This window comes from Vibrio sp. AND4 (genome assembly GCF_000171815.1).
Taxonomy (GTDB): Bacteria; Pseudomonadota; Gammaproteobacteria; order Enterobacterales; family Vibrionaceae; genus Vibrio.
Genome location: NZ_ABGR01000010.1, coordinates 1 through 14,933, shown reverse-complemented (window position 1 = coordinate 14,933; position 14,933 = coordinate 1). Strand labels below are relative to the sequence as shown.

Here is a 14,933-nt window from a genome sequence, read left to right as displayed (position 1 = left end):
CATTTTTATAAGTAACTGTTTATTAATTACTAATTTGGTTTTGTGGTGGCGAGTGTTGTGATTGAGTTGATTTTTGTTTGCTCGAGAGATGCCAATTTTGACGAAAGTGACGTAGTAAAAAGTGACGGAGTTAACGTTCAACGGTCTATAGTAATAGTGAAATCTTTGATTTCACACAATGCTTAGACTGAGTCAGGAGAGTAAAATTGGCGCATCAAAATTCTTAATAATAATATTTATCATTAGCAATACACTTAAGGGCCACTATGAAGCTATCAGAAATTAAACCTGGAGAAACGGTGACTATCCGATTACTGGAAGGTCTTACATCGGATGTCAGAAAAAAACTGATGGTTATGGGGTTACTACCAAACACAGAAGTAAAAGTGATTCGACGTGCTCCAATGGGTGATCCATTGCAAGTTGAAGTCCGAGGTGTTTCCGTTGCTTTGCGAGAAACCATTGCGCAGAACATCGAAGTGGAGCGAGCATAATGCAATACAAAATCCTCACAGTGGGTAACCCTAATAGTGGTAAAACGACGCTTTTTAATGGCCTTACTGGTGCTAAGCAGCAAGTTGGTAACTGGGCGGGGGTGACCGTTGAAAAGAAAACGGGTCAGTACAAACACGCTGGTGATGAGTTCTTACTGACTGACCTTCCAGGTATCTATTCTCTGGACAGTGGCAATGACAGTAACAGTATTGATGAATCCATAGCGTCTCGTGCGGTACTTACACATCCTGCTGACTTGATCATCAACGTAGTCGACGCAACGAGTCTGGAACGCTCTCTTTATATGACGTTACAGCTGCGCGAACTTGGTCGCCCAATGATCGTTGTGTTGAACAAGATGGATGCGCTTAAACGCGAGCGCCAAATCATCAACGTTGCAGAGCTCGAAAAAACACTGGGTTGCCCTGTCGTCAGCTTATCTGCCACAAATAAAGCACAAGTTGCGGAATTTAAACACAAGCTGCACAAGTCTGTTGTTCAAGGCGTAGCGTTAAAAGACATCGCTTTGACCTATGGCGAAAAAATGGAAGCGGCGATCAATAACATTTCGGCTCTGTTCAATGAACAAACCGTTTCTAGCCGTGCTCTGGCGATTCGCGCATTAGAAAAAGACGCACTGGTTCTCAACAGCATGCTGGATGTTGACCGCAGCAAGGTTGAAAATACCATTGCTGCTCTTGAGCTTGATGTTGACTTGCATGTTGCAGATACAAAATACACACATCTCCATCAAGAGTGCAAGAAAGTACGCCGCAGCGAAGGTAAGCTCAGTCGCAGTGTGACGGAAAAACTAGACCAGTTCATCTTGAATAAGTGGGTAGGCATCCCATTCTTCTTCGTTGTGATGTACTTAATGTTTATGTTCTCCATCAACATAGGCAGCGCTTTCATTGATTTCTTCGATATCGGAGTCGGGGCTTTATTGGTTGATGGCGGCCACCATTTGCTAGACGGTCATTTACCTGTGTGGCTAGTGACGGTTCTTGCTGATGGTATCGGTGGCGGTATCCAGACGGTCGCGACCTTTATTCCTGTTATCGCGTGTTTATACCTATTCCTAGCAGTACTTGAAAGCTCGGGCTACATGGCGCGTGCTGCATTTGTACTTGATAAAGTGATGCAGAAGATCGGCCTGCCAGGCAAAGCATTCGTTCCCCTAGTTCTCGGTTTTGGTTGTAACGTGCCCTCTATCATGGCGACTCGAACCCTTGACCAAGAGCGTGAGCGTAAACTGGCTGCCTCTATGGCGCCATTTATGTCATGTGGTGCTCGTCTGCCAGTATACGCGTTATTCGCTGCGGCATTCTTCCCGGGATCTGGCCAAAACATCGTTTTTGCACTTTACCTACTTGGTATTGTGGCGGCAATCTTTACTGGTCTTTTTCTCAAGCACACGCTTTATCCGGGTAGCAGCGACAGTCTAGTGATGGAAATGCCAGACTACGAGCTACCGACGTTACAAAATGTGGCGATCAAAACGTGGCAAAAGCTAAAGCGCTTTGTGTTGGGCGCGGGTAAAACTATCGTCGTTGTTGTCGCGATTCTTAGCTTTTTTAATTCACTGGGTACCGATGGTAGCTTTGGTAACGAGGACAGTGAAAACTCAGTGCTTTCCAAAGCTGCGCAGGTGGTAACGCCAGTGTTTGCTCCGATTGGTCTGCAAGAAGATAACTGGCCAGCAACGGTTGGTATCATCACGGGTATCTTTGCCAAAGAAGCCGTGGTCGGCACGCTAAACAGTTTATACACGACTAGCGGTGGTGAAGAGGCAGAATTTGATCTGATGGGCAGTCTAGAAGAGGCTGTCATGAGTATCCCTGAAAACCTAGCAGATTTAAGCTACTCTGATCCACTTGGCATTGAAGTGGGTGACCTAACCGATTCCACTGCGGTTGCAGAAGATCAAGAGGTTGATGCGTCTATCTTCGGCAACATTAAAGCGAAGTTCGCGTCTGGCAATGCCGCGTTTGCATATCTAATATTTATCCTATTATACACGCCATGTGTGGCGGCTATGGGTGCTTACGTGCGTGAGTTTGGCCTTAAGTTCGCGCGTTTTATTGCCGTTTGGACAATGGGATTAGCTTACCTTTGCGCCACGTTTTACAACCAGTTGACGCATTTTGTGGATAGCCCAATCACGAGTGGTATTTGGATAGCGGCAATCATTGCTATCTTCTTTGGTACGTACCGAGTATTTAAACGAGTCGGTAGGCAGCAACACAGTGTGCTAGAGGTTCAGTAACATGATTTTGAAAGAGCTTTATCAATATATTGCGGACAATGGAACCGTCTCCCAGACAGATCTGGCTAAGCAGTTCGGGATGAGTGAAGATGGTGCTGATGCGATGTTAAGTGTGTGGATTAAGAAGGGCAAAATTAGCCGTTTAGTTGACACTAATAAAGCTCATAACGTGACTCGAGTTCGCTACTCTGTGACTAAGCAAGATGGTTTATCACTGACAGTGACCATGTAGTGATATGATTGTTACGTAAAGACAGCAAAGCCGCATCAATCATGATGCGGCTTTTCTTTGGTTGGCTGTTCGGGGACTCAGCTCTCTTCAGTGTGCTTTGTCATACCTAACCCAAGGAACTTCAAACCGAGACTTAAAACCAAAATTGAAATAGGCAAGGTCAAAATTGTCCAATCTAAGCTGTCAAAATTAATCAGCACGAGCTCTAAGAACTTTACAAACAAAATGACGATGATGACTTCAGCTAAGATATTCTTCAGGTGGCCGATGTTTGGTGTTCTAATCCAATGCAAAACTGATTTTTCTGGTGTTTTTGCCTTCGCTTTATTGGAAATGAATAGCGTATAGATACCGTGCGCAAAGATAAACAACACTAACGCGACAAGAAACGTGTCGAGTGACTTGATCAAATAAGCGATCGCAATATCGGCTTTATCTAAATGCGCGAGGGCTGGCGGAGGAGTTTGACTAAGAATGAAAACCGCAAATGCCGAATAGGTTTTCGCTGCACCCATAACGAAAAGCAAGAATGAGGCAGCCATAGAACAGATGATGGCGATCCAGCTGACGTATCGGAAAGTGTTGAAGACTTGTTTCATGATGACCCTCTCTAATTAAAGCGAGTAGTCTAAACAAGTTCGATTTCAGTGATAATCCTATAAAATTGAGAAAGATTATTACAAATATGGCATCAATCTTTCTCAATCTGTTTTAGGCGTATTCAAAGGCGAATTATTTTCGCTAGCAATGCTTACTATTTTTGGAAAAGAGAGCTCAGTGATAACACATTTTTAATACGGCCAAGCAATTGGTTTTGCTCTTCTTCTGTTCGGAATTCACCTTTAGTGTTTCCCCAAACCGGTCCCGGCCATGCCATATCATCTTTGAAGCGCGCAATATGATGAATGTGCAGCTGTGGCACCATATTACCCAGCGCACCAAGGTTGAGCTTGTCTGGACAAAAGGTTGCTTCCAGTGCTTGGCTTACCGCTTGAGACTCGAGCAGAAACTGTTGCTGTTCTTGCATTGGCAAGTGGTGAAGTTCTTTTAGGTTTGCACGTTTCGGCACCAAAATTACCCATGGCACGGCATTGTCTTTATGCAGAAGTGCCACGCACAGTGGGAAGTGACCGATAACGCTGGTGTCTTTTGCCAGTTGCGGGTGCAGTTCAAAATTCATTATATTATCCGATTTGAATGGAATGACATCAGTATACGTCAGATAAAACAAAAGGTTGACGCTTTCACGCCAACCTTGCTAAATCGTCTCGATTCTCGATTCTCGATTCTCGATTCTCGATTCTCGATTCTCGATTCTCGATTCGTTTACATACGCTCTAGAGTATCGATACCCAGTAGAGACAGACCTTGCTTGATGGTTTTTGCTGTTAGCGCAGCGAGTTTCAGACGGCTTTGTTTTACTGATTCGTCTTCAGCAACTAGGATAGGGCATGCTTCGTAGAAGCTAGAGAACTGACCTGCTAGTTCGAATAGGTAGCTACACATGATGTGTGGTTGACCTTCGCGAGCAACAGATTGAACCGCTTCTTCGAACTGCATAAGTTTTGCGATAAGCGCTTTTTCTTTCTCGTCAGTGACCTTAATTTCACCTCGTAGATCATCCATAGAAACGCCAGCTTTCGCGAATACAGATGCTACGCGAGTGTAAGCGTATTGCATGTACGGTGCAGTGTTACCCTCGAACGCTAGCATGTTATCCCAATCGAACACGTAATCCGTGGTGCGGTGTTTAGAAAGGTCTGCGTATTTAACCGCTGCCATTGCAACCGTATTCGCGATCGCTTGCTTCTCTTCTGCTGCGAGTTCTGGGTTCTTAGATTCGATCAGCTGTGCCGCACGAACCTCTGCTTCATCAAGAAGATCAGCAAGACGAACCGTCCCGCCCGCACGAGTCTTAAATGGTTTACCGTCTTTACCTAGCATCATGCCGAATGCGTGATGCTCAAGAGAGACAGTTTCTGGCACGTAACCCGCTTTACGCACGATAGTCCAAGCTTGCATTAGGTGCTGGTGTTGACGAGAGTCGATGAAGTAAAGTACGCGGTCCGCGCCCATTTCTTCGTAACGGTATTTCGCACACGCGATATCCGTTGTTGTATATAGGAAGCCACCATCGCGTTTTTGAACGATAACGCCCATTGCTTCGCCATCTTTGTTCTTGAATTCTTCAAGGAACACAACTTGCGCGCCGTCATCTTCAACCGCAAGACCTTGTGCTTTAAGGTCTGCTACGATCTTAGGCAGCATGTCGTTGTACATGCTTTCGCCCATTACGTCATCACGAGATAGAGACACGTTTAGACGATCATAGTTGCGTTGGTTTTGGATCATGGTTACGTCAACCAGCTTCTTCCACATTTCTGCGCAGAACTCGTCACCGCTCTGCAGTTTCACAACGTAGTTACGTGCTTTCACTGCGAATTCTTCGTCTTCGTCGTACAGTTTCTTAGACTCACGGTAGAAGCCTTCAAGGTCAGCCAGTTCCATCGATACTTCGCCAGACTCTTGCTGTACACGCTCAAGGTTTGCGATAAGCATACCGAACTGAGTACCCCAGTCACCGATGTGGTTTGCGCGGATCACTTTGTGACCTAAGAACTCAAGAGTACGTACTACCGCATCACCTATAATGGTTGAACGCAGGTGACCAACGTGCATTTCTTTGGCAACGTTTGGTGCAGAATAGTCAGCAACGATAGTTTGTGCTTTGTCAGCAGTAACGCCAAGACGTGAATCAGCCAATGCTGCTTCCGCTTGTTTTGCAAGGAACGCTTCACTTAGAAAAATGTTAATGAAACCCGGTCCAGCAATTTCTGTTTTGCTTGCAATACCGTCTAGGTCTAGAACATCCAGTACTTTCTGTGCAAATTCTCGTGGGTTCGTACCCAGTTTTTTAGCAACGCCCATTACGCCGTTTGCTTGGTAATCACCAAATTGTGGCTTTGCTGATTGGCGAACGGCTGCAGGGCTTCCCGCAGGTGCACCAGCGGCTTCTAAAGCCTGAGATACTTTGTCATTAATAAGTGCTTGGATATTCACACGCGTTTCCTTCAATTCAAGGATGAAGAACTTGGCAAGCTGGATGCCAAGTTCTGCTGGAGTTCACAAAAATGGGGCTAATGATAACAACTTTATTGCTTTTCATACAGAGAGGATTAGGGAAATTTTTACTTTTTCGATTGAATGGAAATGTGGCTCAGTTTGCGTTTACTATTGCGCTTAGAAGAATGAGATAAATTGCCCTAAAAGAGAACGATCATGACGACTCAACTGGTAGAAAAACGCCTAACGCCTGAATTGATGATCCAAGATCTGGATACATTTATGACAAAGATTGAATCGCTTGCCTCTTTGTTAAAATTGGATCTGAGTTTTGCACAAGCTGACCATATTGCGCTGCGTATTAATGATACAGAAACCGCAAAAGCAGCGCATGAAGCATGGTGTCAATATGGCAAGGTGATCTCGCAAGCGAAAATCAATGGTCGCCCAATCATCGTTATTGCCTTTGATAACGCATTGGAAAGCCGCGGCTGGAAGATAGAGTGTTTGGAACTTCCGTACCCAGCAGAAGGCAAAATTTACCCAACCGAAAGCTGGGAGCATGTGGAGTTTGTGATTCCATCGCATGCCGAAACGGCGAATGAGTTTCTCATTGATTTAAAACACACTTACCCTGAGTTTGGCGCGCGTTTTGATGCATTGGCAGGGCTGGGGGTGAAAGTCAAATTGTCGAGCCCAAAAGGAGAGGGTGAACGTTTGAGCAACCCGACAGTGGCGTTTAAATACCAAGGAGTCTGTATCAAGCTCCATCCGCATTCATTGAAGCGAATTGTGGAGTCTGAGCAGGATGAAACCTAGCAGGTCAAAATGAAGAAAAGAAAAAGGGAGCCTCTAGGTTCCCTTTTTTCGTTTGTTGTTAGTCAGTTAGTGACTTGTTGTCGCGTTTGTTCGCGAAGTAACATTACGCAGTGGGCGGTTCACTCTGTCAGCGCCTCGGTATTTCAATGTGGTTGTAAGCGTGGGTAGCTTCGGGTGATTGGTCGAGAGTTCAATGGTTTCCGATGTTTCAAAGTAATCGGGAGTGAAGCTCACGGTAACCTGGCAGCTTTGCGAGGGAAGTAAGGTGGTGTTACAGGTATTGTTTCTAATAGCAAGCCCAGCTGATACCTGGCTGTCAGTAATATCGAATGAGATAGTATCGTTATTACGAACAACAAAGGTTTCTTGCTGAGTGGTACGTTCCAACACATGAAGATCTCTAAACTGGGTGAAGCTGACCGTATTGCGATGACTATCTATCCAGCCGCTGTCCTGAAAATATGCGACGTTAGCGTAAACACCATAGGCATTAGGTTGAGCGCATCCATTGCCCCAACTGACCGTTCCCAGTAGCTTTTTGATGCCGTTGAAATCGAAAACAAGTGGCCCGCCGCTATCGCCTTGGCAACTATCTTTTCCTCCCTGAACGTACCCAGCACAAATGCCATCATCCGATACGTCATTGTAATCCCCACCTAGGGCTTGGCAGGTTGTTCGGTCTACATACTCTACATCAACTTGTTGTAACACCGTTGGAAATACGTTGCTTGTCGTAGAGGTGTTTCCCCATCCTGCAATATGTAACTTATCGCCCGCCCGCACACTATTCAGAACATCGGGGGTTGCCAGTTCGATAGCGGTACTATCGACGTTATGTGTTAACTCGATAAGAGCGATATCATTATTGAGTGTAAAGTTGTCGTAAGCATCATGTACATAGATATTGTTCACTGCGACACGCTGTGTCTGAGACTCGTCATTGATATTATACAAGCCAAGAACGATATCAAGATCGCCGGCGTTGACACCTTCAACGCAATGCGCTGCGGTTAATACGTATTTTCCGCCGAGGAAACTGCCGCCACAGAATGGACCTCTGGAGGTTGGTTGTCCTTTTTGTATCAGTGATGCGATAAACTTCCAATCGGAAGGATTCGCAGCTTCGCCACCGATAATATTAGGAGATACTTCACCACCGATATTATTAGAGGGTGCATCATCCCGAGAAAGTTTGAGGGTATCTGCTATTACAGTTGTAGGCAGAGTAAGCCCAATCAGAAAAGCCATTAACGTTTTAGTCATTTTAACCTCTTAGCATTTAAGCAATTAATGAAACTCAACTCAGATGATAATGATTATCACTTGCTGTTAAACATGCTTAATGTCAGGATTTTATAAAATTGACAGCATTATCGATATTTTGGAAGGAAGGTATTGTTTAAAAAACAACCCGCTTGTTAAGCGGGTTTATTTTTGCTGGTACTGCTAAGAAATGGACGTTACAAGAGTTCGTTTTTGTTACCTCAAACAAAAACATGATCATTGAGCACTCTATTAAGTGCTCTACCTAATACTTTTTTATCTACATCGCGCTTTGCTTGCATCCATTCAATTGTGGCTTAGCATGCGGTCCAGATTACTATGCCGACACCGATTAGGGGCGGTTATCAAGAGCTACTTCACCTCATTGTCCTTTTCTTGCGTCGTACGAATGAACCAGCAGCCAGTAACATCAAGAGGCCAATAGATAAACTGCCGCCTGAGCGAGTATTATCTGCGTCGGGTGACATGGTGATATTACGAATAGACGCTTGCGCGCGGTACATGCCGTTCGAACTTGGGTTTTTGATGTATACAAGCGCAATTGTGTTAGAGGTTTTATAAAGGTCGATATTAATCTTTTCATAGTCAAGAACTTGGGTGTTGGTCTCGTAAACCTGACCATTTACGAAGATGGTAAAAGTATCATTCTCATCGGAAATGGCCCTACGCTCCATTGTCAGTCTACCTTTCGGCAGGTCGGTCAAATATAAGATAGAGGAGCCAGCTGACACTCCCAAATCGGCAGAGTGAAGTTCACCATTTTCAGCCGTCCACGCATATTCATTTGTATAAACATTTGCGTCTGCTAGCGGAATGGCATTACGTAGTGAGCGGTTCACCTTATCAACACCTTGGTATTTCAACGTGGTTGTGAGCGTGGGAAGCTTCGGGTGAGTCGTGGAGAGTTCGATGGTTTCCAATGATCCCGAGTAATCAGGGGCGTAGCCCACAGTAATTTGGCAGCTTTGAGAAGGCAGTAAGGTGGTGTTGCAGGTATTCTCTGTCATAGTAAGTCCAGCAGATACTCGACTGTCAGTAACATTGAATGGGATAGTATCGTCATTACGAATAGCAAAGGTTTCTTGTTGCGCGGTTCGTTCCACCAAATGAAGATCTCTAAGCCAGGTGTAGCTGATTGTATTGCGGTGACTATCTATCCAGCCGTTGTCCTGAAAGTGTGCGACGTTAGCGTAAACACCATAGGCATCAGGTTGAGCGCATCCAATACCCCAACTGACCACTCCCAGTAGCTTGTTGATGCCGTTGTCATCGGCAATAAGTGGACCGCCGCTATCGCCGTGGCAGCTATCTTTTCCTCCCTGAGCGTATCCGGCACAAATGCTGTTATCCGATACGTTAGTGTAATCACCACCTAGGTTTTGGCAGGTTGTTCGGTCTACGTATTCTACATCAACTTGTTGTAACACCGTTGGAAATACGATATCTGTCGTTGGAGATATGTCTCCCCATCCTGCAATATGTAATTGATCTCCCCTTCGCACACCATTCAGTACATCGGGGGTTGCCAGGTCGATAGCGGCGCTGTTGACGTTATGTGTTAACTCGATAAGAGCGATATCATTGTTGTGAGTATCTTTGTCGTAAGCGGTATGTGAATAGATATTGTTAACTGAGATACGCTGCGCTTGAGACTCTCTGTTTTTGTTATATAGACCAAGAATGATATCAATATCATCCGCGTTAAGATCTTCAACGCAATGCGCTGCGGTCAATATGTATTTTCCACCGAGGAAGCTGCCGCCACAAAAGTGACCTCTGGAGGTCGGCCATCCCTTAAGTACCAGTGACGCAATAAATTTCCACTCGGAAGACTTAGCCACTTCACCGCCGATAATGCGGGGGGATACATCATTCTGAGAAGGTTTGATGGTATCTGCTATTGCAGTTGCGGGCAGAGTTAGCCCCATCAAAAGAGCCACTAACGTTTTTGTCATTTTAACCTCTTAGCATTTAAGTAATAAATTAAACTCAGCGCGAATGATGATGGCTATTGCCGTAAACATTCACACTGTCAGCGTTTGTAAAACTAAGTGCATATTCGGTATTTTGGAAGGAAGGCATTATTTAAAAAAATAAACCCGCTTGTTAAGCGGGCTCATTTTTGCTGATGCTGCTAAGAAATGGAGGTTACAAGGGTACGGTTTTGTTTCCGTAAACAAAAACATGATCATTGAGCATTTTATTCAGTGCTTTGCCTAATACGTTTTTCTCTACATCGCGCCTCGCTTGCGCTATATCTTGTGCGCTGAACGTGTGAACGACTGGAATAACGTCCACTTGGCAGACCATTCTCACTTGCATTGCAGATACTGTGTTCCTTTTTAAGTTTGTCGTTAGTCAGCTAGTGATTTGTTGTCGCGTTTGTTATGGAAAGCTTTTTGCCTTGCAGCTCTTCGTCCAGTTCCAGCGTGAAGGTTTTGAGAAAAGGCATTTTTCTGCAATGATCAGCTTTGTCTCTAACAATGGTTATCACTGCCTCAGTTTGCGAGCTTTGCTCTATGTTCAGGCGAAAATCGTCGTTTTTACTGCAACCGTTAGATTCAGCAACAAATGTTATCTGACGCTCGTTGATTCGGGCAGTGCCACTTATCGAATGATGCTCTGGCTCTTGATTTTTTTGCGCCTTTTCAATTGTGGCTGAGCATGCAGTTAAGCTTACCGCGCCGAAACTGATCAGTAGTGTTATTAGGAGATGTTTCACTTCATTGTCCTTTTCTTGCGTCGTGCCAATGAACTTACACCCAGTAACATCAATAGACCAATAGATACGCCGCCACCGCTGCTAGTATTACCGCTGCTAGTATTACCGCTGGTGTTATCAGCGCCGCGGTATTTCAATGTGGTTGTCAGCGTGGGTAGCTTTGGGTGATCGGTCAAGAGTTTTACGGTTTCCGATGTTTCAAAGTCATCGGGAGTGAAGCCCACGGTAATCTGGCAGCTTTGCGAGGGCAGCAAGGCGGTGTTGCAGGTATTTTCTTTGACAGTCAGCCCAACTGATACTTGGCTGTCAGTAATGTTGAATGGGATAGTATCATTATTCCGAACAACAAAGGTTTCTTGCTGAGTGGTGCGTTCCAACACATGAAGATCTCTAAACTGAGTGTAGCTGATCGTATTGCGATGGCTATCTATCCATCCATTGTGTTGAAAATGCGCGACGTTTGCATAAACGCCATAAGCGTTTGGTTGAGCACATTCATACCCCCAACTGACCACTCCCAGTAGCTTTTTGATGCCATTGTAATCGACAATGAGTGGACCGCCGCTATCGCCTTGGCAGCTATCTTTTCCACCCCAATAGTATCCTGCACAAATGCCATCATCCGATACGTTAGTGTAACCCCCACCTAGGTTTTGACAGGTTGCTCGGTCCACGTATTCTAAATCAACTTGTTGTAATACCATTGGGAATTTGTTGCTTGTCGTAGAGGTATTTCCCCACCCTGCGACATGTAATTTATCTCCTGCGCGTACGCTATCTAAAACCTCTGGCGTTGCAAGATCGATAGTCGCGTTGCTGACACTGCGTTCCAACTCAATAAGAGCGATGTCATTATTCGCTGTATTGCTGTTATATGCATCATGTGTATAGATATTGTTAACTGCGATGCGCTGCGCTTGAGACAGGTCATTGAAATCATATGAGCCAAGAATGATATCCAGATCGTCCGCGTTGAGATCGTCGACGCAGTGCGCAGCGGTTAATACGTATTTTCCACCAAGGAAACTGCCGCCACAGAAGTGACCAATAAATGCTGGCTGTCCTTTATGTACCAGTGCAGCAATAAACTTCCAGTCGGAAGTATTGGCTGTCTCACCGCCGATAATGCGAGTGGATACATCATTCTGAACAGGCGCAAGAGTATCTGCGATTGTGGTCGCTGGCAAAGTCAGCCCAATCAGAAAAGCCACTAACGTTTTTTTCATTTTAATTCCGTAATATTAAGATTGTTTTATAAGTTTTAGGCTTAATTATAAATAGAACTGTTTCTATAGTAAATATAAGTAATGAAATGAAAATTATAAAGCTGGAGGGGTGTGGCGAAAGATATTGTTGAAAAACAAACCCACCGATTAGGCGGGTTTACTCATAGTGAAATTGTAAAAAACAGAGAGGTAATTAAAGAATAACCGTCTTATTACCGTAAACGAAAACATGATCATTGAGTACTTTATTCAATGCCTTACTCAATACGTTTTTCTCTACATCGCGGCCCGCTTGCGCCATATCTTGTGCGCTGAACGTATGGTCTACTGGGATAACGTCCTGCTTAATGATCGGGCCTTCATCCAAGTCATTGGTTACAAAGTGTGCCGTTGCACCAATGATTTTTACACCGCGGTCGTACGCTTGTTGGTAAGGCTTTGCGCCGATGAAGGCTGGTAGGAAGCTGTGGTGGATATTGATGATCTTGTGTCGGTATTTCTCTACGAATGTCGGAGTGAGAACACGCATGTACTTGGCCAGCACAAGGTAGTCTGCTTCGTATTGCTCAATCACCTCTCGCATCTTCTGCTCGTGCTCTTCACGGCTCAGATTTTCGTGAGTGACATAATGGTAAGGAATATCGAAACGCTCAGTCAGTGTTTGCAGCGTGTCGTAGTTACCGACAACGGCGGCGATTTCGACATCTAAGCTACCATCGTAAGTCTTCATAAGAATATCACCTAGACAGTGCGCTTCTTTGGTCACTAAGATAACGATACGCTTGCGACAAGAACCCATAAGTTTACGTTTTGCGCCTTGTGGCAGTGCCTGGTCTAAATCGGCAAGCAGTGTTTGATCGTTGAAATAACCCTCCAACTCGGTTCTCATGAAAAAATGACCACTGGTGTTATCGACAAACTCGTTGTTATGCACGATATTCAGCTGGTGTTTGTAACAGATGTTGGTGATTTTTGAGATCAAACCCGGTGCGTCGCTGCAATGGGTTAACAGTGTTTTCTTTTCCATAAATTAACTACTTCCATAGATATATGTTTCTAGCGCACGAATACATAATTCACATCAGAAGTGTAAATCGTACGGCAATATAGCTTCATAAATAATCTATTCTTGGCGCGGTTTCAACAAATTATCCGTGCGATGCCCAAACCAGAACTTTTGCTGGCTGATGTTTACGTATAACTCCTGATATACTCTCGACAATTTTTCTAACCAGATGTCAGGCATGATCGCAAAAACATTCTCTTCCGAGGGCGCGTTAGGCAAAGCCATCCCGGGTTTTCAAGCTCGCCAACCACAAATTGATATGGCAGAAGCCGTCAACAGTGCGATCAAAGACCAAACACAGCTGGTGGTTGAAGCCGGAACGGGGACAGGTAAAACTTTTGCTTACCTTGTACCTGCGTTGTTAAGTGGTAAAAAAGTCATCATCAGTACGGGTTCGAAGAACTTGCAAGAGCAGTTGTACCACCGAGACTTACCTCTGATGGTGAATGCATTAGGTTTTTATGGACAAGTGGCGTTACTAAAAGGGCGTTCTAACTACCTTTGTTTGGACCGTCTTAGCCGACAAATGGTTGAGAGCCACACTAATGAAGCCGATCCAACGCTGCTTACTCAATTAGTCAAAGTCCGTACTTGGTCTTCAGAAACCAAAACAGGTGACTTAGGTGACTGTGATGATCTGCCAGAAGACAGCATGATTATCCCTACCATTACCTCGACCAACGACAACTGCTTAGGTAAAGAATGCCCGAGCTACACCGATTGTTTCGTCTTAAAAGCGCGTAAACGTGCTATGGATTCGGACATCGTTGTGGTGAATCACCATTTGTTCCTCGCGGACCTTGCGATCAAAGAAACTGGCTTTGGTGAGCTGATCCCAGAAGCCGATGTGTTCATCTTTGACGAAGCGCACCAGCTCCCGGACATTGCCAGCGAATACTTTGGTCAGTCGATCTCGAGCCGTCAGATCCAAGAGCTCGCCAAAGACATTGAAATCTCCTATCGCACAGAAGCAAAAGACATGCGTCAACTGCAAAAGGTCGGCGATAAGCTGATGCAAAGTGCAATGGACATGCGCATTGTACTGGGTGAGCCCGGCTTTCGTGGTAACTGGCGTGAAGCGTTGCAATCGGAATCGATCAAACGTGAACTGGTGCGCCTAACCGACAGTTTAGATTTAACCATCGACGTGTTGAAATTAGCACTAGGCCGAAGTCAGTTGCTCGATGCTGCGTTTGAGCGTGCCAATTTGATAAAAGGCCGAATCGACCGTGTTTGCGATGTCGATATCACTGGTTATTCATACTGGTTCGATACGTCGCCGCGCCATTTTACTCTGCACATCACCCCGTTATCGGTGGCTGATAAATTTCATGAGCAGATCGAAATCAAACAAGGTGCTTGGATTTTTACCTCTGCAACGCTTGCGGTATCCGGCGATTTCAAACACTTCACTGATCGACTGGGATTGAAGCCGAAACGACAGTTTTCGCTGCCGTCTCCTTTTGATTATGAGAAACAAGCGCGTTTGTGTGTGCCTCGTTATCTGCCAGAGCCGAACAGTTCCGGTCTAGCCGATAAGCTGGTGCGTATGCTCGCACCTGTAATTGAAGAAAACGACGGGCGTTGTTTCTTCTTATGCACGTCACACAGTATGATGCGTGAGCTTGGTGAGCGCTTCAGAGAAGTGTTGGATCTGCCAGTACTGATGCAAGGTGAGATGAGCAAACAAAAGACCCTGGCTGAGTTTATGGAGCTGGGTAATGCACTTTTGGTGGCGACGGGGGCATTTTGGGAAGGGA

At 45.1% G+C, this 14,933-nt stretch carries 13 protein-coding genes and 2 pseudogenes; 5 read left to right on the top strand and 10 right to left on the bottom strand.

What is annotated here, in order from left to right; all coding sequences use genetic code 11:
* The first annotated feature begins 266 nt into the window (after positions 1-266).
* The 3 genes from AND4_RS11735 to AND4_RS11725 are packed head-to-tail and all read left to right on the top strand — an operon-like array spanning position 267 to position 2,993.
* Entirely contained in the window at positions 267-494 is a 228-nt protein-coding gene (locus AND4_RS11735; protein WP_005426705.1) for a FeoA family protein, read from the top strand.
* Positions 494-2,761, top strand: coding sequence for a Fe(2+) transporter permease subunit FeoB (gene feoB, locus AND4_RS11730; protein ID WP_009843190.1), 2,268 nt, complete (start codon positions 494-496; stop codon positions 2,759-2,761). Before AND4_RS11735 ends, feoB begins: the two co-directional genes overlap by 1 nt.
* A gap of 1 nt (position 2,762) precedes the next feature.
* Positions 2,763-2,993, top strand: coding sequence for a FeoC-like transcriptional regulator (locus AND4_RS11725; RefSeq protein WP_009843189.1), 231 nt, complete (start codon positions 2,763-2,765; stop codon positions 2,991-2,993).
* A 77-nt stretch (positions 2,994-3,070) separates the two neighbouring features.
* Here the strand turns inward: AND4_RS11725 and AND4_RS11720 are convergent, their stop codons facing one another.
* The 3 genes from AND4_RS11720 to argS form a co-directional block, all read right to left on the bottom strand.
* Positions 3,071-3,592 (bottom strand): YqhA family protein, encoded by a 522-nt coding sequence (locus AND4_RS11720; protein WP_009843188.1) that lies wholly within the window; start codon positions 3,590-3,592, stop codon positions 3,071-3,073.
* Between the two features lie 155 nt (positions 3,593-3,747).
* The gene (locus AND4_RS11715) at positions 3,748-4,173 is read right to left on the bottom strand and encodes an HIT domain-containing protein (protein ID WP_009843187.1); all 426 of its coding nucleotides are present in this window, start codon (positions 4,171-4,173) and stop codon (positions 3,748-3,750) included.
* 146 nt (positions 4,174-4,319) lie between these two features.
* The gene (gene argS / locus AND4_RS11710; RefSeq protein WP_009843186.1) at positions 4,320-6,053 is read right to left on the bottom strand and encodes an arginine--tRNA ligase; all 1,734 of its coding nucleotides are present in this window, start codon (positions 6,051-6,053) and stop codon (positions 4,320-4,322) included.
* Positions 6,054-6,272: 219 nt separating this feature from the next.
* Here argS and AND4_RS11705 point away from each other — a divergent pair, with 219 nt between their 5' ends.
* Positions 6,273-6,875 carry a VOC family protein gene (locus tag AND4_RS11705; RefSeq protein ID WP_009843185.1) on the top strand — a complete coding sequence of 201 codons (603 nt, stop codon included), beginning with the start codon at positions 6,273-6,275 and terminating at the stop codon, positions 6,873-6,875.
* A 66-nt stretch (positions 6,876-6,941) separates the two neighbouring features.
* Here AND4_RS11705 and AND4_RS11700 read toward each other — a convergent pair whose 3' ends face one another.
* The 7 genes and pseudogenes from AND4_RS11700 to purU form a co-directional block, all read right to left on the bottom strand.
* A complete protein-coding gene (locus tag AND4_RS11700) occupies positions 6,942-8,138 on the bottom strand; it encodes a serine protease (RefSeq protein ID WP_009843184.1) in 1,197 nt (398 codons plus the stop codon).
* 221 nt (positions 8,139-8,359) lie between these two features.
* A pseudogene (locus AND4_RS20095) lies at positions 8,360-8,437 on the bottom strand (formyltetrahydrofolate deformylase); the annotation flags it as partial.
* Between the two features lie 78 nt (positions 8,438-8,515).
* On the bottom strand, positions 8,516-10,114 hold the full coding sequence (locus AND4_RS11695) for a serine protease (protein ID WP_009843183.1): 1,599 nt from the start codon (positions 10,112-10,114) through the stop codon (positions 8,516-8,518).
* A 193-nt stretch (positions 10,115-10,307) separates the two neighbouring features.
* Positions 10,308-10,466, bottom strand: a pseudogene (locus tag AND4_RS19550) (formyltetrahydrofolate deformylase); the annotation flags it as partial.
* A gap of 55 nt (positions 10,467-10,521) precedes the next feature.
* Positions 10,522-10,881: a hypothetical protein gene (locus tag AND4_RS11690; protein WP_009843181.1), complete on the bottom strand. Its 360-nt coding sequence runs from the start codon at positions 10,879-10,881 to the stop codon at positions 10,522-10,524.
* Entirely contained in the window at positions 10,878-12,107 is a 1,230-nt protein-coding gene (locus AND4_RS11685; RefSeq protein ID WP_009843180.1) for a serine protease, read from the bottom strand. The genes AND4_RS11690 and AND4_RS11685 overlap by 4 nt, the downstream gene beginning before the upstream one ends.
* A 193-nt stretch (positions 12,108-12,300) precedes the next feature.
* On the bottom strand, positions 12,301-13,134 hold the full coding sequence (purU, locus tag AND4_RS11680; RefSeq protein ID WP_009843179.1) for a formyltetrahydrofolate deformylase: 834 nt from the start codon (positions 13,132-13,134) through the stop codon (positions 12,301-12,303).
* 217 nt (positions 13,135-13,351) lie between these two features.
* Here purU and AND4_RS11675 point away from each other — a divergent pair.
* The coding region (locus AND4_RS11675; protein ID WP_009843177.1) for an ATP-dependent DNA helicase at positions 13,352-14,933 on the top strand (1,582 nt) is incomplete at its 3' end.

Bases quoted from the DNA above. Each gene is read 5' to 3' on its own strand.
- AND4_RS11735 (WP_005426705.1), top strand. From the start codon at position 267: ATGAAGCTATCAGAAATTAAACCTGGAGAAACGGTGACTATCCGATTA.
- feoB (WP_009843190.1), top strand. From the start codon at position 494: ATGCAATACAAAATCCTCACAGTGGGTAACCCTAATAGTGGTAAAACG.
- AND4_RS11725 (WP_009843189.1), top strand. From the start codon at position 2,763: ATGATTTTGAAAGAGCTTTATCAATATATTGCGGACAATGGAACCGTC.
- AND4_RS11720 (WP_009843188.1), bottom strand. From the start codon at position 3,592: ATGAAACAAGTCTTCAACACTTTCCGATACGTCAGCTGGATCGCCATC.
- AND4_RS11715 (WP_009843187.1), bottom strand. From the start codon at position 4,173: ATGAATTTTGAACTGCACCCGCAACTGGCAAAAGACACCAGCGTTATC.
- AND4_RS11705 (WP_009843185.1), top strand. From the start codon at position 6,273: ATGACGACTCAACTGGTAGAAAAACGCCTAACGCCTGAATTGATGATC.
- AND4_RS11700 (WP_009843184.1), bottom strand. From the start codon at position 8,138: ATGACTAAAACGTTAATGGCTTTTCTGATTGGGCTTACTCTGCCTACA.
- AND4_RS11695 (WP_009843183.1), bottom strand. From the start codon at position 10,114: ATGACAAAAACGTTAGTGGCTCTTTTGATGGGGCTAACTCTGCCCGCA.
- AND4_RS11685 (WP_009843180.1), bottom strand. From the start codon at position 12,107: ATGAAAAAAACGTTAGTGGCTTTTCTGATTGGGCTGACTTTGCCAGCG.
- purU (WP_009843179.1), bottom strand. From the start codon at position 13,134: ATGGAAAAGAAAACACTGTTAACCCATTGCAGCGACGCACCGGGTTTG.